At 40.5% G+C, this 20,844-nt stretch carries 19 protein-coding genes and 2 pseudogenes; 9 read left to right on the forward strand and 12 right to left on the reverse strand.

Annotated elements, in window-relative coordinates:
• Positions 1 to 223: 223 nt before the first annotated feature.
• Both fic and OCI93_RS08340 read left to right on the forward strand, forming a co-directional pair.
• Positions 224 to 1,327, forward strand: coding sequence for a protein adenylyltransferase Fic (fic, locus tag OCI93_RS08335; RefSeq protein ID WP_261626191.1), 1,104 nt, complete (start codon positions 224 to 226; stop codon positions 1,325 to 1,327).
• Positions 1,328 to 1,494: 167 nt separating this feature from the next.
• A pseudogene (locus OCI93_RS08340) lies at positions 1,495 to 2,019 on the forward strand (IS256 family transposase); the annotation flags it as partial.
• A gap of 103 nt (positions 2,020 to 2,122) precedes the next feature.
• Here the strand turns inward: OCI93_RS08340 and OCI93_RS08345 are convergent.
• Together OCI93_RS08345 and OCI93_RS08350 are read right to left on the reverse strand one after the other, a co-directional pair.
• Entirely contained in the window at positions 2,123 to 2,434 is a 312-nt protein-coding gene (locus tag OCI93_RS08345; RefSeq protein WP_261626192.1) for a DUF1016 N-terminal domain-containing protein, read from the reverse strand.
• A 49-nt stretch (positions 2,435 to 2,483) separates the two neighbouring features.
• On the reverse strand, positions 2,484 to 4,061 hold the full coding sequence (locus tag OCI93_RS08350) for a DNA cytosine methyltransferase (RefSeq protein WP_261626193.1): 1,578 nt from the start codon (positions 4,059 to 4,061) through the stop codon (positions 2,484 to 2,486).
• A 390-nt stretch (positions 4,062 to 4,451) separates the two neighbouring features.
• Between OCI93_RS08350 and OCI93_RS08355 the strand changes: the two genes are divergently transcribed.
• Entirely contained in the window at positions 4,452 to 5,894 is a 1,443-nt protein-coding gene (locus tag OCI93_RS08355) for an MvaI/BcnI family restriction endonuclease (RefSeq protein WP_261626194.1), read from the forward strand.
• A 472-nt stretch (positions 5,895 to 6,366) separates the two neighbouring features.
• Here the strand turns inward: OCI93_RS08355 and OCI93_RS08360 are convergent, their stop codons facing one another.
• On the reverse strand, positions 6,367 to 6,516 hold the full coding sequence (locus OCI93_RS08360; protein WP_261626195.1) for a hypothetical protein: 150 nt from the start codon (positions 6,514 to 6,516) through the stop codon (positions 6,367 to 6,369).
• Positions 6,517 to 6,585: 69 nt separating this feature from the next.
• Positions 6,586 to 7,590 (reverse strand): YecA family protein, encoded by a 1,005-nt coding sequence (locus OCI93_RS08365; RefSeq protein WP_261592055.1) that lies wholly within the window; start codon positions 7,588 to 7,590, stop codon positions 6,586 to 6,588.
• Positions 7,591 to 8,061: 471 nt separating this feature from the next.
• On the opposite strand from OCI93_RS08365, the gene OCI93_RS08370 reads away from it, so the two are divergent.
• The 5 genes from OCI93_RS08370 to OCI93_RS08390 all read left to right on the forward strand — a co-directional run bounded on the left by OCI93_RS08370 (position 8,062) and on the right by OCI93_RS08390 (position 10,915).
• Positions 8,062 to 8,319, forward strand: a complete 258-nt coding sequence (locus tag OCI93_RS08370; RefSeq protein WP_261592054.1) for a helix-turn-helix domain-containing protein — start codon at positions 8,062 to 8,064, stop codon at positions 8,317 to 8,319.
• 241 nt (positions 8,320 to 8,560) lie between these two features.
• Positions 8,561 to 9,148, forward strand: a complete 588-nt coding sequence (locus OCI93_RS08375) for a hypothetical protein (protein ID WP_261592053.1) — start codon at positions 8,561 to 8,563, stop codon at positions 9,146 to 9,148.
• A gap of 53 nt (positions 9,149 to 9,201) precedes the next feature.
• Positions 9,202 to 10,017 (forward strand): helix-turn-helix domain-containing protein, encoded by an 816-nt coding sequence (locus OCI93_RS08380; RefSeq protein ID WP_261626196.1) that lies wholly within the window; start codon positions 9,202 to 9,204, stop codon positions 10,015 to 10,017.
• 207 nt (positions 10,018 to 10,224) lie between these two features.
• Positions 10,225 to 10,593, forward strand: coding sequence for a hypothetical protein (locus OCI93_RS08385; RefSeq protein WP_261626197.1), 369 nt, complete (start codon positions 10,225 to 10,227; stop codon positions 10,591 to 10,593).
• Between the two features lie 10 nt (positions 10,594 to 10,603).
• On the forward strand, positions 10,604 to 10,915 hold the full coding sequence (locus OCI93_RS08390) for a helix-turn-helix transcriptional regulator (protein WP_261592050.1): 312 nt from the start codon (positions 10,604 to 10,606) through the stop codon (positions 10,913 to 10,915).
• A 41-nt stretch (positions 10,916 to 10,956) separates the two neighbouring features.
• Here the strand turns inward: OCI93_RS08390 and OCI93_RS21080 are convergent.
• The 8 genes and pseudogenes from OCI93_RS21080 to OCI93_RS08425 form a co-directional block, all read right to left on the reverse strand.
• Positions 10,957 to 11,203: pseudogene (locus OCI93_RS21080) on the reverse strand (hypothetical protein); the annotation flags it as partial.
• 276 nt (positions 11,204 to 11,479) lie between these two features.
• Entirely contained in the window at positions 11,480 to 13,771 is a 2,292-nt protein-coding gene (parC, locus tag OCI93_RS08395) for a DNA topoisomerase IV subunit A (protein WP_261592049.1), read from the reverse strand.
• A gap of 8 nt (positions 13,772 to 13,779) precedes the next feature.
• Positions 13,780 to 14,880: a PQQ-dependent sugar dehydrogenase gene (locus tag OCI93_RS08400; RefSeq protein ID WP_261626198.1), complete on the reverse strand. Its 1,101-nt coding sequence runs from the start codon at positions 14,878 to 14,880 to the stop codon at positions 13,780 to 13,782.
• Positions 14,881 to 14,883: 3 nt separating this feature from the next.
• Positions 14,884 to 16,779: a DNA topoisomerase IV subunit B gene (gene parE / locus OCI93_RS08405; protein WP_261626199.1), complete on the reverse strand. Its 1,896-nt coding sequence runs from the start codon at positions 16,777 to 16,779 to the stop codon at positions 14,884 to 14,886.
• Positions 16,780 to 16,811: 32 nt separating this feature from the next.
• Positions 16,812 to 17,378, reverse strand: coding sequence for a YqiA/YcfP family alpha/beta fold hydrolase (locus OCI93_RS08410; RefSeq protein ID WP_261592046.1), 567 nt, complete (start codon positions 17,376 to 17,378; stop codon positions 16,812 to 16,814).
• On the reverse strand, positions 17,363 to 18,136 hold the full coding sequence (locus tag OCI93_RS08415; RefSeq protein WP_261592045.1) for a metallophosphoesterase family protein: 774 nt from the start codon (positions 18,134 to 18,136) through the stop codon (positions 17,363 to 17,365). Before OCI93_RS08415 ends, OCI93_RS08410 begins: the two co-directional genes overlap by 16 nt.
• Complete coding sequence (locus tag OCI93_RS08420; protein WP_261592044.1) at positions 18,123 to 18,578, reverse strand: DUF1249 domain-containing protein; 456 nt, start codon at positions 18,576 to 18,578, stop codon at positions 18,123 to 18,125. The genes OCI93_RS08415 and OCI93_RS08420 overlap by 14 nt, the downstream gene beginning before the upstream one ends.
• Before the next feature lie 26 nt (positions 18,579 to 18,604).
• A complete protein-coding gene (locus tag OCI93_RS08425; RefSeq protein WP_261592043.1) occupies positions 18,605 to 19,216 on the reverse strand; it encodes an NUDIX domain-containing protein in 612 nt (203 codons plus the stop codon).
• Between the two features lie 218 nt (positions 19,217 to 19,434).
• Between OCI93_RS08425 and tolC the strand changes: the two genes are divergently transcribed.
• On the forward strand, positions 19,435 to 20,781 hold the full coding sequence (tolC, locus tag OCI93_RS08430; protein ID WP_261626200.1) for an outer membrane channel protein TolC: 1,347 nt from the start codon (positions 19,435 to 19,437) through the stop codon (positions 20,779 to 20,781).
• Positions 20,782 to 20,844: the final 63 nt, after the last annotated feature.

The following is a 20,844-nucleotide window of genomic DNA, read 5'->3' on the forward strand; positions in this document are numbered from 1 at the left end:
CCCAAAAGTCCAAGGGATGGCGTACCACTTTGAAGTTTCCTTCTCGAAACTCGGTTTCGATGAGCCGTATGCATTGATTGTTGATATGTCGAGTGTATCGACACACAAAAAATTTATGTCGAAAAAATAGTAAAAAATCGACATATAAAATTGATATGTCGATCTAATCGACATAAACTGACCCAATAGTTCATTTATGTCGATATAAACGGGAAATTTAAACATGATCTGGCAAGCAGAGCAGCCTTACAACCAATTACCCACATTACCGCCAAATCTAAATTCCATAGAAACGAAGGCCGTTCTAAAAGCCTGTATTTCTGCACGCGCCGCTGTAGCAGAATTAAAAAAGGCAGGGGAACTCATACCTAACCAAAGCATGCTAATTAACTTATTGCCTTTGCTGGAAGCAAAAGACAGTTCAGAAATTGAAAATATTGTCACCACTACCGATAAGCTTTTTCAGTATGCGCTAGAAGATAAAGGCGCTGATAATGCAACAAAGGAAGCTTTACGCTACAGAACAGCGTTATATCAAGGTTATATACAACTTGAAAGAAAGCCGCTTTGCACAGCGACTGCCATTGAAATATGTAGTACGTTAAAGCACTCTGAAATGGATATTCGTAAAGTACCGGGGACTTTTATAGGCAACCAGACGACTGGAGAAACTATCTATACCCCGCCTGCGGGAGAGAACGTTATCCGCGACTTGTTAACTAACTGGGAGCGATTTCTTCATGATGACAATGATATAGATCCATTAATAAAGATGGCTGTTAGCCATTATCAATTTGAAGCTATACATCCATTTTATGATGGGAATGGTCGAACAGGACGTATTTTGAACGTTTTGTACCTTATTGAATGCGGCCTTTTAACGCTACCTATTTTGTACTTAAGCCGTTTCATCGTTCATAACAAACAAGACTATTATCGCCTATTGAACCAAGTGACCAAAGATCAGAATTGGGAAGATTGGCTGTTATTTATGCTAAAAGGTGTCGAGCAAACTGCCATATGGACTAATGATAAGATCACAGCGATTAGGGCACTTATGGAAAGTACAACCGATTACATAAAAGCACAGCTACCTAAAATATATAGCTATGAGCTAGTTCAGCTTATTTTTGAACAACCCTACTGCCGTATCAATAATCTAGTTGAACGTGACATTGCAAAACGCCAAACTGCTTCAACGTATTTAAAGCAGTTAGCGGATATTGGTGTGCTGCAAGAAATAAATTCCGGTAAGGAAAAATTATTTGTACACCCGCGATTGATGAAGTTAATGACAAAAGATAGTAATAGTATCAACGCATTTTGAGCGTAAAAAATAGCAAAGCTATATTGACAAAAATCGTGCTCGATAAAGCCTTTCAAAACTGCTATTTTTAGACCCTAACAGCAGCATAAAAACGGTACTGTTTTTCCATTGCTAACCACTAAGATTTAGTAAAAGCCATAGGCAAGTGGTGGCCGCTTGGTCGGCAAACAGGGTTTCCTGAGGCAATAAAAACTATTTTCCCAGAGACCGAAATTCAATTGTGTATCGTTAATCAAATACGCAATTCAATGAAGTATGTCGCCTCTAAAAATCAAAAAGCGTTCATGGCTGATTTGAAGCCTGAGTATCGAGCGCCAACAAGGGAGGCAGCAGAGTTAGCGCTTGATGAACTTGAAGCTAAATGGGGCAGTTCTTATCCGCTGGTGCTTAATTCCTGGCGTAATAAGTGGCATAATTTATCGGCTTACTTCAAATATCCAGAGCATATCCGCAAGGTCATTTACACGACGAATGCCGTTGAAGCAGTACATCGTCAATTTAGAAAACTGACGAAAACGAAAAGTGCTTTCCCGAATGAAAATAGCTTGTTGAAGCTGCTTTATGCTGGCATATTAAACGCCACCGAGAAATGGACAATGCCAATACACAATTGGAGCCTTTGTTTATCTCAGTTAGCGATTTATTTTGAAGGACGTTTCTTGCTCTACCGGTTGTTTATTTTTACTGGCTAATAAGCGCTCGTAATATAACGTGCCCACTTGGCGTTCAAGCGCGCATACGCTCCAGTTTTACTCGGCAGATTCTTGCATATACCAAAGCCGCGCGGCTTGGTTTTCAATACGAATTAATTGTGTAATGCAACCAGCTCAATTTTGCAGACAGTGTCTGCAAAATTGGAAACGCCACGTAAAAGCTGCGCATATTAGCAAGGTTGCGGCTAGAAAAACCTTTACCGTATTCTTTAGTTAATTGCATTGAGAGCTGTTTAAGCTGGGCTTTCCCGTACTCAGCACGGTTTTGTCCTTGTTGCTCTTGCTCAACAATTAACTGGCCAATATGCCAGTAAGCTTGCACCATGGCGCTATTAACCGCGCGTTTAACTTGGCTTTGCGCTTGGTTAATTACTTGGCGAATCTGACTGTTCATCAGGATAGGGGATTGCTCTTTTTCCTTACATTTTCGTATCAGAAATAACTTACAACAGCTTTGAAATACAGCTGCCCAATGCAGCCCCTAGTATCGGAGGTACGGCATTGCCAACTTGGGTATATTGTGGAACTTCAAACTTCCTCATTTGCCCACCAGTTGTAATTTTTGAACGAAAAACAAAGTTATCAGGAAATGACTGTATTCGAGCCATTTCTCTAACAGTTAAAACCCTAAGTTCATATTCATCATAATGGCATGCGTCGTCAGGTATAGACAGAGCTGCTGGAGCTGGTGACTCAGCAATTAAAGCTTTCTGAGTTTGCTTTTTTGTTGGGTGAGCTTTTAAGTAATTTTCAAACTCTAATTTACACATAAATTGATAAAGCTCTCCATTTTCATGCAGATACTTAAAACCAGAAAGAATGTCCCATACACTCTCTTCTAAAGTATCTGTTTCATTCTTCAGAATTCTGAATACAGACTGAGTAATAGGCCTTTCACCAATTTGTTGAAGCACTTGATATAGCCTGAACCTTCTTTTAACTATGGTGCTATTATTTCTAAGTTCATGATTTAACACTTCCGTTCTGCTTTCTAGATTGTTAAACCTTTGATTAAGTTCCAGAACGAAGCCTGATGGTTCTGATGGATTATGAACCTTTAAATCATCAATAGCTTCTCGTACAGATACTTCAGGAGAATTTACTAATTTATTCAAAAATGACCGCTTAAAATAGCTCAAATCACTGCTTTTATTTGAGTCATAATAGTTTAAATGCCCAAATTCTAAGTTTTCGCCATGTTTATCTACCTTGGAATAGAACTCCATTGAGTGTGAAAACATCTCGGATTCAGTATCGTTCAATCTTGGTTTAATGTGTTGATAATGATCTTCTCTAACACCGATTAATATAAAGCGAGGTCTATTTTGGGCCACCCCTGCTTTTCTAGCATTAACGTGAAGGCAAATTGGGACATATCCTATTGAAGCGAAAACCTTCGCAACTTCATACCATGCATGAAAACTATTTCCTTCTTCGTCTTTAAACGCTCGAAGAATGCCGGTCACGTTTTCTAACAAAACTAGCTTCGGCTTAGTGAGCTTTACAAAATTAGCAAACTCCCAAGGTAGTGTATTTTTGTCACTATTCTTTTCTCTTTTGCCCGCCATGCTGAAGGATTGGCAAGGAGGGCCTCCAGAAACGAGGTCTAGTCCACCGTCTCTTCCAAACGCCTCTTTGAGTTGTTCGACAAGTTCACTAGAGGATTCCAATAACCTATTCAGTTCAATAATACTACCAACAACTAGTTTCCCATCTAACTCTTTAACATTTGAAGGTATATCTGAAAAGCCTTCTTGAGCGACTATAGGAAACTGAAATGGGTTCTCTCTTAATCTTGGTTTCAAGCTTGAGTGATTGCTATTAAGCCATAGAGCATTTTCAGGCTGATGATTTTGGTTGGCTTTTTCTTCCAAGTCTTCATTGAAAAAATTGTACGTAAAAGTTTCTGCTGCCATCGGCGATAACTCGTTCGCAAGAACCAGTTCAAAACCAACACTTTCTAAGCCAAGTGACAAACCGCCACACCCTGCAAATAACTCAATATGATTCAAATTAAACACTACTTCATTAATAAATACTTAAAGCCTATTTTAAGTTCAGCAAGATTAAATGTCCAGGCATTTTGTGTTTTTTATTTTACATACCTTGTTCAATCACTTAGCATAGGTATTGCTGTGTGAGAGCAGCAGTTGAATCACTTCTTAAAGACCCCTCCGTGGTCCTCTCTGTAGATACCGAACTATTTCGGTAGTTTGCAGTGAGTTTTTTCAAGTCACAAGTAAACAAATCTACGCACTCGGTTAGAGCCTGAGGGTGTACTTTTTTGTCCTCTTCCTTCTCTAGTCGTTGGCTTGGGATATAAAGCCTTCCTTTACCGGTAAAGCAATTGGTGCAGATCCTTTAACTTCAAACAGTGCTGTTAGTGCACTCTGTTAAAAGGAAAAGTAGTTATGTCTGATACGAACTACCCTAGCGAAAAGCGATTAAAACAATTAGTAAAACAATTAAAAAAAGAAAAGCAAATTAAGACTCATCAAGCGTATGACCTTATAAGTCAAACATTTGATCATTCAAATTGGCAAGAGCTAAAACCAATCATAGAGCTTCATTGGAAAGCTCAAATTCCCTCTCCAAACGTATCTCTAAACTTTATCGACGATGATGATGTGACTCTTTCAGATGAAGAGTTTGATGATATCGATAACGAAAGAAGTTCTGAATTGGATAAACCTGTCAAGGAGTTAGTTGAACAAAATAAAGTTCAGCTAGCGAAGTTAGGCATAGAGTACTCTGTATTTGAGCCGACAATCACGGGACTAAAAAAGTCAATTATTGACGCCACACAGCCAGTCAGAACCCATTTTGAATTAGAAAATTTCCACCATTATTACTCTCAAGGACAAGGTACAGAAAACAAAGTTATTAAAACGGCCTATTTACTAAAAGATGCTCAAAAAATTAGTTCTAAGGCGAGTTTATATCGCCCAAATACTAAAAACGGCGATCCCCGTATGTGGTTTCGAAAGTTGGGGGAGCTAGCTGAAGCTGGAGATCAGGTAGCGATCGTCATATACGAGGATGAGCCGTATCTAACCAATATATCCAAGTCTTCCATCAGTAATGAATTAGATAAATTCGAAAGTCCAATTGGACAGCTAGTTAAAGCCTACGTCAATACGGATAGCTCTACTGCTGAAGAATTACTAACAAAGCTAAAAACTCTAGCTGCTAAACCTTTCAAGGCTTTGAGAAAAGGTGACACGGCGATTGGCTACACATTAGAGACGTTGCTGGGTATAGAAGCTAACTCTAGCAAGTTACCAGACTATAAAGGCATTGAACTTAAAGCAGGTCGGGGTGGAAAAAATCGCTCAAACTTATTTGCTCAAGTTGCGAAGTGGGATATCAGTCCCTGCAAAAAAAGTGCAGAAATTCTAGATAACTATGGGTACCAAAGAGAGGAGGATTTCAAGCTTTATTGTACTGTTAGTACCCAGAAGCCAAATTCTCAAGGGTTACATTTCAAATACGACAAATCAAATGATCAACTTCAAGAATGGCATGACAGTGAAGAATTAGTAGCTATTTGGCCGGGTTCTATATTACGCGAACGTTTACTTGAAAAACACGCAGAAACCTTTTGGATTGAGGCGGAAAGCTTTGTAAGGGAGGGTATTGAACATTTTCAGTTAAAAAGTGTAATTCATACAAAACAGCCCTTGGCATCGCAACTTTTACCACTAATAGAAAGCGGCGTAATAACAATGGACCACCTCATCAAGCGAAGCGGCAAAAACAATCGAGTTAGTGAGAAAGGGCCACTATTCAAAATTGATAAGAAAAACCTAGATCTCTTGTTCCCTGCCCCGCAAAAGTATTCTCTAAAAGATTAAAGGATTAAAGGATTAAAGGATTAAATATATAACATGCGTAAAAATGGAAATTACACCTAAGATATTTGAAACTGCCATTGCACGAGCAGCAAAGCTAGATGGCGCGATTAGTAAGGTAGTGGTTGAAAAATGACTAAATGCCAACAACATTTGGCACCCGAAATCATTTCACGAAAGGGGCTCCTATGACATCGATACGCGTTATAAAAATAGGAGCAAAACAGTATAATTTGGTGACATAGCATGTTCCATCACAGCTTTCAGTTGCTTTATCAACTCTGCTTTGATATTGGGTGAACTGCGTTTTTATTGATAAGTGTGTTAACCGCTTTAACAGTGCTTTACGGCTATTATTGGCAACAATAAATTGCTTAAAACGCTGTTCAAACGCGGGGATATAACCTTTAAACTGATAGGCTTTGAACAGCTGATGCAAGTAACGAGAAGCTTTATCATAGCCACTGGCACAGGTTCAATTTGTTTGCTCTTGGGCTTGGTGACTGGGCTGTATGTTTAGTACCGTGGCAAGTGCTTTAACTAAAGCTAAAGGAATATCATAAAGCGCAGCAAAAGCCAGTAGCCCATCATTAAGATGCTCAAAGTCAAACTGAATTAAAAGCACTCTCTCAAGGGAGCCATTAACGCTCAACTCGTTTAGCTACATAAAGTACACAAGGCGCCAACCACCACTTTATGCGTTAATGGTAAATTGAAAAGTTTGTTTTAATAAAGGTTGAACCTGAGCCACTCTAGCAACCGGCTCAGCATTTATATAACGTCTTGGGTCAATCGTTACAAATCCCCAAAATTGTAAAAAACGTTCAATAAACCTTGATTCGATTAGCATGCTTAACCTTTCTTCTGGTGAGAAGTAATCATCGGTAGGAAATGCCAGTAGCAAATCAGGAAAAGCCGTCATCACCTCTTTAACAAGCTTATCTACACTGTTATGACATTGTATACGCCACAGCATAAACAACCAAAAGTCACTAAAATTACCATCAAAATCAAAACCGTCTAAATACCCCCAGTTATATTTACTGGTTGCCGCTTCTAGCATAGGTTTTAATAATGCCTTTATACCCAATGCCTGATACTGTTTTTGCGCTGATTTTTTAACATGGTAGCGGCCACTGCGCCGGTAAATAATACCGCTAATTTCGGCCAGTACTCGGGTGTAGTGCAAGGCATTAAATTTATCTTCATTACTGCCTGCAAACTCACTGATACTAATGTCTATTTCAAATTGAGCAACGATAAATTCGGGCAATAGTTCACTGGCCTGCTTGACTAATTTAATCGGTAAGTTGTCTTTGCTCGTGGCTTTAAATGAGCCTGCTTGCGCCATGGCTTCATCAAGAATGAGGGATAAATAGCGCATCACAGGGCTGGCAGAAAGGCTATCTGGCGTGCTGATTTTTACCCACTGTAACTCATCAAAAGGCGCATAAAGCCAATTGGCCATTTGTGTTGGCGTCACCCCACAAAAATCGGGATGAGGTTGATTATTGCGCTCCTGCACTTTGTGTTGTAAAGCTGCGTTGAGTTCATCAAGGCTCAAATTTGGGTTCATGGCAAGCATGGCTTCAGCATCATCAAATACTTGGGCATGTTGCTTGGAAACGCTGCTCATACAACAACGTTTAAATTTTTTACCACTGCCACAGTGGCAAAGATCATTACGACCAAGCTTCATTATAAACCTCTCTTAATGTTGTAAAAAAACACTGTATTTTCCTATTTTCGCTGCTCTGCTGCTTTGGAGGATGAGTAAATTGGCTGAGTGCTGCAGGTACTTCTTCAACAACTTGCCTTATTCCAATTAGCATAACCAATACGGCAAATTCGATAACGCTTTAAAAACAACTATTTTTGAGCCCTAATATCAGTGTAAAACGGCATTGTTTTCCATGGTTCAACACTATAGATTTTAGATTTTACCAATCAGTTAACTTAGGTACAAAACAACACTTTATGTAAATGAATCGTTGATTTTTAGTTTATTTATAAATATTCTTTAGCCTGTCTGTTTTTAAAGCAGTAACTGTAATTTTTTCATGCATTGACAACGTTGACATTTTCTTATTGTTTTACACCTGCACTTCGTTGATAACAGACTGTATATTTAGCTATGAAAAAATCTCCCCAACAATAAAAGGATAAGGGTGTGATAGATGGTGATGATTTAAAAGCCATGCGAGTCAATGCGGGGATATCTCAAGACGCGATGGCAAAAAAGCTTAAGTGTGACAGAAAAACCGTTATTAACTACGAATTAGGTGTGAGTGATATTCGTTCAAAACAGCTTTTTTTGTGGTTTTTATATTGTAAGATAGACGCTGGGTCGTTATTAAACGAAATAAAAGAGATCCGCGATCTAACCAACGGTAAAGAAAAACCCAACTTACAGGATGAAGAACCATGAACAAGTTAAGCCTACACCATATATTTAGCTCTATGAATTTATTTATATTTCTTCATGGTATTTGCACAGATAACAATTGCAACACAGCTAAACAGAGACAATCTTCTATTGCTAGAGGTATAAAACTCACTACAGAGTCTTGTGCTAAGGTATCGTGTGGTACTGGTGTAAAAAAACGGCCTAGGGTGGCACGTGCAGGCGCTTATATCCCTCCTCTATCGATGGTTGACAAGGATAGAATATGAAACTCTCAAACCTCATTTTGTTGAGCATAGTCTCACTGGCATTTTTTTATATTCAACTGTGGGATGACCGTTTGGTCACTCCTATATATTTATCATTATTAGGAATATGCTCCATCTATGGAGCATACAGACAAGATATAAATATGGCACATATTGCGGGGTTTATTTTTGGCTTAACCGCTCTCTCACCTATTATTTTTGAAACAGGCCTAATAAATTACATTACACCTGAAGACAATAAACTAATACAAAGTTCGCTAATTTATGGTACGCAATTGCTACTTAGCCTAACGGTTGTCGTTGTATTAATTTTTAGAGTACAACTGTCTCGCCTGCTGTCAAGTTCAAACAATATTGAACTCACTCACTTTGATGGTATTTTTCACTGGATTTATATCTATACTTCAATAATTTACTTCATAGCCTTTTTAGAAGATATGGCTTATATCTTCTTTGATATGAAATCGTGGACCCTCATTTACGATAACTTTGAAGGACTAATTTATATTTCATGGGCGCTGTGTTGTGGTGCCTTATTAACCATGATGATTGTCTCAGCTAAGCAAAGAAGAGAGCTGGTTTAATCTCGCACCCACTGTTGATGATAGATATAGGTAACATATAACAAGGACCAAATGTGATAGACGGTGATGATTTAAAAGCCATGCGGGTTAATGCGGGGATCACTCAGCAAGGTATGTCTGACAAACTCAAATGTGATAGAAAAACCATCATCAACTATGAGCTTGGCGTGAGTGACATTCCTTCAAAACTGCTTTTTAAGTGGTTAAGTTACTGTCGGCTAGATTTTAAGGCTTTGTTACATCAGGTTAAACAAATACGTGAAGAAGCCCGCGATAACGGAAAGTCTACATTACTCGATATTGTCACTTTGGCATTTATATTAAGCCAACTATGGAGTGATATCATTGTCACCCCTCTTTATTTATCATTATTAGGTATTTGCGCTGCCTATGGTGTTTATAGAAAAGATATAAATATGACCCATATTCCGGGGTTTATCTTTGTTTTGACTGCTATAAACTTTGCTATCTTTGAAGTTGGTCTAATAAATTACGTAGCACCCGAAAGCAATAAACTACTACAAAGTGCACTTATTTATGGCTCACAATTATTATTTAGTCTCGCAATAGTCTTAGTATTAATTTTTAGGGTGCAACTGTCTCGACTGCTGTCCAGCTCAAACAACATTGAACTCACCCACTTTGATGGTATTTTTCACTGGATTTATATTTACACCTCACTGATTTATTTTTTAGCGCTAGTAGAGGATATGACTTATATCTTCTTTGATATGAAATCGTGGACCCTCATTTACGATAACTTTGAAGGACTAATTTATATTTCATGGGCACTTTGTTGTGGAGCATTACTCACCATGATGATTGTTGAAGCTAAGTCGAATCGTTCAGGTGAAGCAAATGCGCTGTAAAATATCGACTGGAAAGTACAGGCTGGTAGCGATAGCTACCAGCTAAAACCCATTATTATAACTTTTTAATTTCTCATCAGATGCGATTCTCATTCCTTTTTTAAACCCGCTTCCACAAATTAATTGGATTATTTTCTACCGTGTGGAGATTTTTTCACATACTTATAACCATAATGCTAACTCACCGTAACGAATTGAGAGAGCACTATGGATGGCGCAAGTCTATTAAATGGCGTTAATGCCACAATTAAACCTGTTAATGGCTTTAAAGATACTTATGTATATCATAAGGATAAGCAGACTGTTTATATTAAACATGTATTTGCCAATAAAATCACTAAACGACTAAAGCCAAATATGACAGCACAAGATATTGACCTAATACGCCAACTTGATGCACTACATCTGCGCTGCTACGTATTGGTGCATATTAACAGCTATAACAGTAAGCAATACGATTTAGCGCTCTTTTTAGATGATTATGAAGCAATACAAGGGGTATCTAACGAACTCGTTAAGCAAAGAGCTATGCCCATCAATAATGCCGTTAACTTGATCAACACGATTTTGCTCTAAGGAAACGACGATGAAACACAACACTGCTCGCAGAAAAACCCTTGTTACGCAATTTAAAAACGAGTTACAAACCATGATACGCAAGCTCAGAAAAGAACATGGCCTCACACAAAAACAACTTGCGACTTTACTCGGTGTCGATCAAGCCACCATCAGCAACTTTGAAAGCGGCAAAACAGTAATGAACTTAGTCCAAGCCTACGAAATATATTTGATGTTTGGACGTAATCTTACCAGCTTACCAGCCTCTTCTACTGCTGCCGAACTTGCCCCCGCAGTAAATTCCTCCCACACATGCAACCTAGAGCGTACATCTCGTTAAATTAATTATTTCATTTTAATTATCTTTAGGGGCTGTTGAGCAGGGACAGTTCCAGCGGGTAGCTTGATGTAAACATAAATGGAGCCCCAATCGGCGTAGTAAAAACCGATGTCGAAGTATTTTAACATCAGCTCAGAAGGCTCAGCCTTTAAGTCACTGTAGGTGTAATACACTTGGAAGGACGTAGCAGAGATGTCGGCACGGCTGAAATAGCTCTGAGTATTTGCCCTGCTTATTATCTAAATACCCATCCAGAAGCTCGAATTTATAGTACTGATATTCCCTCACGATCACTCTTTATCAGTTAATGCTGAATTGAAAAGTTTGCTTTAATAAAGGCTGAGCTTGCACCACTCTAGCGACCGGCTTAGCATTATAGACATGACCTTCCTCAGAAAGACGACTGGCGTATGCTTGTACACAGCCCTCTTCCTGATTAGTCTCAGAGTTGAGCCTATTTCGTCATTGTGAGCTTGTTTTAGAGTCTCATCATCTTAAACGAGTGGCACGTCTTCAAGTCGCGGCTTTTTCTTATCAATTTAAACAAAACTCTACCTGTTAAGGCTACTCAAGTTCAGGCTCATCACCAGTCGATACTGAGGCCTTACTTTCAATGTCATACTCATCCACACGCTGTAAGCCTCTTGGTAACTTGTTACCTCTGCGGCCTCGCTCACCATAGTAATGTTCTAAATCACTGGGCTTAAGGGTTAGTTTTCGCTTACCAGCATGTAGTGTGACTGAGCTTCCCTCTGGGATACAAGCCAGTACTTTTACAAACTCTTCTCGGGCTTGCACTTTGGCACTTGGGATAGAAATAATTTTATTACCTTTACCTTTACCCAGTTTTGGTAAATCACGTAACGGGAATAACAACATACGGCCTTCATTAGAAATGGCCATACACATATCGGTTGCTACATCATTAACTGTGATAGGTGCCATCAACTCAGCCCCTTTTGGTACACTCACCAGTGCTTTACCATTTTTGTTTTTACTCACTAAATCGTTAAATTCAGTGATAAAACCATAACCCCCATCGGTGGCCATTAAGTACATGGTTTTTTCTTCACCCATAACCACATGCTCAAAGGTGCTACCAGTGGCCATGTTAAAGCGCCCAGTCATAGGCTCGCCTTGGCTTCTTGCCGACGGTAAGCTATGTGCTTCAGTAGCAAAAGCACGGCCTGAGGTATCTAAAAATACCGCAGGTTGATTGCTCTTACCTTTGGCTGACGCTTTATAACTATCGCCCGAGCGATAGTTTAACCCTTGGGCATCAATATCGTGGCCTTTGGCTACGCGTGCCCAACCTTTATCAGAAAGCACCACCGTAACAGCCTCTGATGGGATCAAGTCTTTTTCACTTAAAGCTTTGGCTTCTGAGCGCTCAATAACTGGCGAGCGGCGCTCATCACCGTAAAGCTCAGCGGCTTCTTGAATTTCTTTTTTCATGAGCGTCGACATGCGGCGATCTGAGCCCAATGTTAACTCTAATTTGTCACGTTCTGCGCTTAGCTCATCTTGCTCACCACGAATTTTTACTTCTTCGAGTTTTGCTAAATGACGCAGTTTTAAGTCTAATATGGCCTCAGCTTGTTTATCTGATAAGTCAAAACGTGCTATCAAGACTTCTTTAGGTTTATCTTGGGTACGAATAATATCAATAACTTCGTCAATATTTAAAAAGGCGGCCATTAAGCCTTCTAAAATATGTAAACGAGCCAATACTTTATCTAGTCGATATTGTAATCGACGGCGTACTGTTTCACGGCGAAAGATTAACCACTCAGATAAAATTTGCAGTAAATCTTTAACCTGAGGGCGGCCATCTAAGCCAATCATATTTAAATTAACGCGGTAGCTTTTTTCTAAATCAGTGGTGGCAAATAAATGCGCCATTAAAGGCTCTATCTTTACACGGTTTGAGCGCGGTATGATCACAATACGGGTTGGGTTTTCGTGATCTGACTCATCTCGTAAATCCGCTACCATAGGCAACTTTTTAGCGGTCATTTGCGCGGCTATTTGTTCAAGCACTTTGCCACCAGAGCATTGATGCGGCAACGCAGTGATCACAATATCACCTTGCTCTTCGCTATACACGGCGCGCATTTTAATTGACCCACGTCCCGTGGTATAAATCTTTTTAATATCTGATTTAGCAGTAATTATCTCAGCATCGGTTGGGTAATCCGGTGCGTGTACTATATCCAACAACTCTTCTAACGTCGTTTTTGGTTTATCAAGCAAGGTGCAACATGCACTCGCCAACTCTTTCACATTATGAGGGGGAATGTCGGTTGCCATACCAACTGCAATACCGGTAACACCGTTGAGTAAAATATGTGGCAAACGTGATGGCAGCACCTTTGGTTCATCCATGGTGCCATCAAAGTTAGGGGTCCAATCGACAGTGCCCTGCCCTAGTTCTTTTAATAATATTTCAGAGAATTTTGATAAACGCGCTTCGGTATAACGCATTGCAGCAAACGATTTAGGGTCATCTGCCGCACCCCAGTTACCTTGCCCATCAACTAATGGGTAGCGGTATGAGAACGGCTGCGCCATCAGTACCATGGCTTCGTAACAGGCGCTATCGCCATGTGGGTGGTATTTACCTAACACATCACCCACGGTCCGAGCTGATTTTTTATATTTTGCTGCAGCCGATAACCCCAGCTCACTCATGGCATACACGATACGACGCTGCACAGGCTTTAAACCATCACCAATGTGAGGTAAAGCACGGTCCATGATCACATACATAGAATAATTTAAATAGGCATCTTCAGTAAAACGCCCCATCGTTTGTTGTTCAATCCCCTGTAAAGACAAGGTTTGAGGATCAGTCATGTAACACCCTATTTTTTGTTATAGCGAACGCGATAAATCGCGTTAGCAAAATCATCCGACACCAGCAGACTGCCATCAGCAAGCTCTGCAAACGCAACAGGACGACCCAAGGTTTGTTCTTTATCTAAAAAGCCGGTTATAAACGGCTCGTAGGCGGTAATTTCGCCTTCTTTGATAGTGGCCATCATCACACGATAGCCCACTTTAGTGCTGCGGTTCCAAGAGCCATGCTCTGCCACCAGCAGCTTATTGTGCATATTTTTAGCAAACTGCTTACCACGGTAAAAATGTATACCCAACGGTGCTACATGAGCCTGTAAAGCCAGTTTTGGCGCTGTATATTTTTGCATGTCTGCCAAGGTTTTATCTTTACCATACTCAGGGTCTAACACACTGCCGCCATGCACGTACGGAAACCCAAAATGTTCACCATTCAAGCTTACACGGTTTATTTCATCAGGTGGAATATCATCCCCCATCATGTCACGACCATTATCACTGAACCATAACACGCCACTTTGTGGGTTAATGTCAAAACCTACAGAGTTTCGTACGCCCTGTGCGATTGTTGTTAACTGTTTGGTTTGTAAATTAAGTGAAAAAATCCGGCCAAACTGCGCATCTTCAGCACACACATTACAAGGCACACCAACAGGAATTAACAACTCACCTTCATCATTAAAGCGGATAAACTTCCAGCCATGATGACGCTCACTAGGCAGCTTATCAAACACCACTTCATAATTTGGTTTTGATAATTGTTTATCTATGTTTTTAAATCGAATGATGCGATGAACTTCGCCAACGTACAAGTCGCCATCTTTTAGTGCTAACCCTGAAGGCATATTTAGCCCTTGAGCGAGTACTATTTTTCTATCCGCAATACCGTCTTGATTATTGTCAATCAGTGCGTATACATTACCGGCTCTGCGCGAACCGGCGTATACCACACCTGATTTAGACACTGCTAACTGTCTGGCATTTTCTACATTTTTAGCAAAGTAGTTTATCTCATACCCTGCTGGTAAATTTAACCGCTTCAGCTGCTCATCAGCTTGGCTAAAAGTAGCGCATATTAAACCTGTTGCAAGTAGTATATTGCGAAGCATGCGCTATACCTCTACTTGCGCTTTATCGCCGTGATTTTCAAGCCATTCTTTACGATCACCTGAGCGCTTTTTAGCCAGTAACATATCCATCATTTCCATCGTCTGCTGTGGCTCTTCCAGCGTTAATTGAACCAATCGCCGAGTGTTAGGATCCATCGTGGTTTCGCGCAGCTGTAATGGGTTCATTTCACCCAATCCTTTGAAGCGCTGAACATTAACCTTGCCACGCTTTTTCTCGGCTTCGATTCTGGCAAGTACGCCTTTTTTCTCATCTTCATCTAAGGCGTAATACACATCTTTACCTACATCAATTCGAAACAGTGGGGGCATGGCCACATAAACATGGCCTTGCTTTACAAGCGTTGGGAAATGGCGCACAAACAAGGCACACAACAAGGTAGCAATGTGCAACCCATCCGAATCAGCATCAGCCAGAATACAAATTTTGCCATAACGTAATCCCGACAAATCGTCAGAATCAGGGTCAATACCCAGTGCAACTGAAATATCATGTACTTCTTGAGAGGCAAGTATTTGTCCTGACTCAACTTCCCACGTATTCAAGATTTTACCTCTGAGCGGCATAATCGCTTGAAACTCACGATCTCGCGCCTGCTTGGCAGAGCCTCCTGCAGAGTCACCTTCTACTAAAAACAATTCTGAGCGTTCAGTTTCAGTGCCAGAGCAATCAGTGAGTTTACCCGGTAATGCGGGGCCAGAAGTCACTTTTTTACGCACTACTTTTTTAGCTGCACGCAAGCGCTTTTGCGCGTTACTAATACATAGTTCAGCCAGTAACTCAGCTGTATCTGTGTGTTCATTTAGCCACAAGCTAAACGCATCTTTAACGATACCAGATACAAATGTGGCACAAGAGCGAGACGAGAGCTTTTCTTTGGTTTGCCCAGCAAACTGCGGGTCTTGCATTTTGACTGATAAAACATAGCTACACTTATCCCAAATATCCTCAGGAGTTAACTTAACCCCTCTTGGTAATAAGTTACGAAATTCACAAAACTCTCGCATAGCCTCAAGCAAGCCTTGCCTCAAACCATTAACATGAGTACCACCTTGCGCTGTTGGAATAAGGTTAACGTAGCTTTCGGTAATTGATTCACCACCTTCTGGTAACCAATGCAGTGCCCAATCAACCCCTTCTGTAGAGCCACTAAAACTGCCAGTAAATGGGCTTTTTGGTAGTACTTCGTAACCCGCACAGCTATCTTTTAAATAATCTTCTAGCCCGGCTTCATAATGCCACTCTTGGGTTTCTTTGGTTTGTTTGTTCACAAAGCGAATTTTTAACCCAGGACACAATACCGCTTTAGCTTTTAATACATGATTTAGTTTCGCTAAAGAGAAATTAGCTGAGTCGAAATAACTGGCGTCGGGCCAAAAGTGTACTGATGTTCCGGTATTACGCTTACCTACTGTTCCGATAACTTTAAGGTCTTGTACTTTATCGCCATGCTCAAATGCCATTTCGTACACTTGGGCGTCACGCTTAACCGTGATCTCAACACGTTTAGATAAGGCATTTACCACTGAGATCCCCACACCATGCAATCCACCTGAGAATTGGTAGTTTTTATTGGAGAACTTTCCGCCGGCATGAAGCTTTGTAAGAATAAGTTCTACCCCGGGCAGGCCTTCTTCAGGGTGAATATCGACCGGCATACCACGGCCATCGTCAATCACTTCTAATGAGTTATCTTCATGTAAAATAACATCAATTTTGGTTGCATGACCTGCGAGCGCCTCATCCACACTGTTATCAATAACCTCTTGACCTAAGTGGTTGGGCCGTGTGGTGTCAGTGTACATGCCGGGACGACGTTTTACCGGTTCAAGACCATTTAAAACCTCAATGGCTTCGGCGTTATAGTTTTGCTCGCTCATAGATGGATTCTTTTTATTTAATTCGTTCTGTTTTACGTGATTTTAAGAAAATTGACAACCGTGTCAAAGTAACGTTGAAAGTCCATAAAACGATGATCACCAGCAAACTCTATTCGTTGCTGGCATGATTGATAATACTGCAGCGCATGCTGATAAGGCAGGACTTCATCGCCCATTTGCTGCAACAGCATCAATAGTTCTGGTTTTGTTAAGTCAGCTACATACAATTGTTGAAGGGCATGTATGTGCTCTTGCCCCAATTGATAATGTATCTTCTGATACGGATTATACTGTGCTCCTAAATAATCCGCCAATAATTCAAAAGGTCGAACAGCTGGATTGACCACCACCGCGGGTACATTATGCTGTTGTGACAAGTATGTCGCATAAAACCCACCCAAAGAGCTACCCACTAACACGGTTCGCTCATCAATAATTGATTCTAACTGAATAATTGCAACACGAGGGTCAAAATGTAGCCTAGGCGTTATGTAGTCACACGCAAATGATTGCGATTTTAACCAAGCACCAAATTGTTGTGCCTTGGCTGACAACTCAGAACTATTGAAGCCATGAATGTAAATTACCCGTTTAACCATACCACCTCAGTACTAAATGTATCATCCTCAATGGTGATCAGCCGCCAAGCTGGGCCTAAATCTTGCTGCTGCCACAGTGCTGTGCCTTTGGTAAACTGGATAGAAGTGGCAGGCGTTGCAAAAATATCCAGCTCTCGAAAGCGTAAGTGGTATTCATTGTGAACATGACCATGTATTAATGCCATTACGCACTCACTCTCAACAAGAATATTTAAAAGCTGAGGCCCATTTTCCAGCATGTGCTTGTCTAAATAACCATCAATAGGCACAGGGTGGTGGTGGCAAAATACCAAAGTTTTACTCGCTGAATTGTTTAGCGCTTGTATTACATCTGCTAAATGCGGCTCATCGCACCAACCCGCAGGGGTTGGGCCTTTAGAGTTGAGCAATAAAATATCAATAGCATCGGTATACAAACGTTTGGCTGTTTGAATTTGACCTTGACTCATGTGCTCCAGCATATCTAATTCGTCATGATTGCCCGGTAGCCAAAAAACCGGACAAGTTAAATCAGACTCACTCACCAGTGTCGCAAATAATGTGTACGAAGCAATGGTATGGTCTTGAGTAAGATCACCACCAAATACAACCGCATCAAGTTGTTGCAGCGCTAATTGCGATAAAACGGCGCGTAAATTATCTGCGGTATTTACGTCAAAATAAAGTCCTTTGCGGTGTGCAAATAGGTGACTATCGGTAATATGAGCGAGCTTAAGGTGGCTTTTCTCAAAATAGTGCGCCTGCTTAAACCAAGCCATTATTTACATCCCAATTGAGTGGCACTTTACCACTTTCAAGGCAAGCCATGAACCAATCAGCTAAAAATGCATTAATTTGATACTTTTCATCTTTTTGATGCATGTTTGGATTAGGGTAGCGATAAGAGGGCTTAATGCGCTGATGGTAATCATGATGTATCACTTCAGCGACTTTAGCATCGTGATATAAACGAACCGCAAGATGCAAACTTGGAAAAAACACACTGCTACTTGAGGTTTGCCTAATAATAATGTCTGTGGTGTATTTGGCACACTCTTGCACTTCAATAACATAATGTACATTTGCCAGCTCAATTGCTCTTTGCGCACCGTGCTCTTCTGGTGGTAACAATTTAAGCGCACGTAGATAATTACGCTCGCACAAAGTAATATACTTAGGTAAGGACTGCACATAATCACGTACTATCGCAATATCACTCAAAGTTACACCTCAACTTTTTAACCTATCTAACCAACCAGCACTTTTGCTTTATTAAGTGCGAGCCATTGTAAACTAATCACGGTAGCTGCGTTATCAATTTCGCCACTTTGCAACCGCTCTATCGCTTCACTATAGGGTATCACATGACTTTTAATATCTTCACCTTCACTTTCTAAACCATACACCCCACCAGCCTCTGATAAGTCCGCAATGGCCAGATATAAGTAAAGGCGTTCAGTAGTACCTCCAGGACTTGATAAATACGAGGTCATAAAGTGTAGCTCATTTAATTCAAGCCCAGCCTCTTCTTGTGCTTCTTTACGTGCAACATCTTCATATTGCTCACTTCCCTCAGCCATACCTGCAATACATTCTAATAACCAAGGAGATGCTTTACTCGCCATCGCACCAATACGTATTTGCTCAATCAATAACACAGAATCTGTCACAGGGTCATAAGGCAATACGGCAACAGCATGGCCTCGCTCTAAAATTTCTCGGCTGATAGTTTGTGACATACCACCTGAAAACAAGGCGTGACGAAACTGATACAATTGTATTTCAAAAAAACCATTGAATATGCTTTTAACTGATTCCAACTTCACGTCTTGCTTATCAAAGCATGCGATTGATGACATAACTAGATCCTATTTTTTTACACCGGGGGTTTAAATTGTAATCAACTACCCCCATTATGTTGATTCTCATTATTTTTAGCCATTTATTACCAAATAAAGGCTTGTATTATATTCTGTTACATTTGTTGATACTGTTTTACGTTTAAACTTTTTCGTTCTGAAAAAAAACAAGGTAACATGCGTTTAATACAAAAAGTTGTCTAAGGACTGAACGAACGATGAAAAAAAGCATATTATCTCTGTTAGTTGGCCTATCATGCGCCCTAACATCTAATCTGTCGCACGCCGAAGATTTACTTCAAGTATACGACATTGCAACAGCAAACGATCCAACAGTACTCAATGCCAAAGCACAAGCGGATGCACAAAAATTTGCAAAAGAGCAAGCCTTAGGAGTGCTGTTACCGCAGCTCGGTTTTGAAGCTGGTTACAATCAAGTTGATAGTGACTTCGCGCCTAACTCTCAAACTGATGCAACTGGTTACTCAATGATGAGCGGCTTTGAAGACACTTTTAGCCGAAGCATTGCATTACAACAAACCATCTTCAATATGACTTCATGGCAAAATTTAGACATTGCTAAAAAACAAGCAATGCAAGCCATGACCCAATATGAGCTAACACAGCAGGAACTCGTTGTACGTATTGCTCAAGGATACTTCGATGTACTCAGTGCATTAGATAACTTAGAGTTCGTGCAAGCAGAAAAACGCGCTATTGAACGCCAACTTGAACAAACTAGACAACGCTATGAAGTAGGCTTAACTGCAATCACTGATGTACACGAAGCAAAAGCTCAGTTTGACCGTGCAGTGGCAAATGAAATAGTCTCCAAAAATGATGTAGAAACCGCTCGTGAGTTACTACGTACCATCACAGGTAAATACCACAGTAAACTGGATTCATTAAATACCGAAACGTTCTCAACTGTTTCGCCAAATAAGCAAGCCAATGACTTTGTGACAATTGCCAAAGATAAGAATCTTTCTCTGGCACTGGCTAAAGCAAGTTTAGATATTGCTGAAGATCAAATTGAGCTAGCTAAAGCTGGTCATTACCCAACACTCAACCTAAATGCGTCTTATAGTGACTCTCTCACTGACTCAGACGGTAGTTTACATCGTCCAAGAGGTGATAGAACCAGTGTTGGTTTAACACTGAACGTACCTATTTACTCAGGTGGTACCACCATGGCAGCTACTGAGCAGGCTCGTGCTCTTTATGTGGGTGCTAGCCAAGATTTAGAAGCAAGCATGCGTGAAGTTACGCGCTCGGTTATTACCTCATACAACCAAGTGATGTCTAATGTAGCCACTTACCGTGCGTTAGAGCAAGCTGTTGTCTCTGCAGAGAGCGCATTACAGGCTACTGAAGCAGGCTTTGAAGTAGGTACTCGTACAATAGTTGACGTATTAGTTAGCACGCAAAACTTATATAATGCTAAGCGTAACTTAGCGAACCTGCGTTATCAGTATGTGTTGTCATCTCTGCGCTTAAAACAAGCAACTGGCACATTATCACGTAGCGATTTAGTAGCAATTAACAAAGGTTTGATCCAAGGCTAATCTTGCCTTTTACTCCTTTTTAAAAGCCGACATTATGTCGGCTTTTGTATTTTAAGGCCGTTG

Origin of the sequence: Pseudoalteromonas holothuriae (assembly GCF_945859825.1) — a bacterium.
GTDB lineage: Bacteria > Pseudomonadota > Gammaproteobacteria > Enterobacterales > Alteromonadaceae > Pseudoalteromonas > Pseudoalteromonas holothuriae.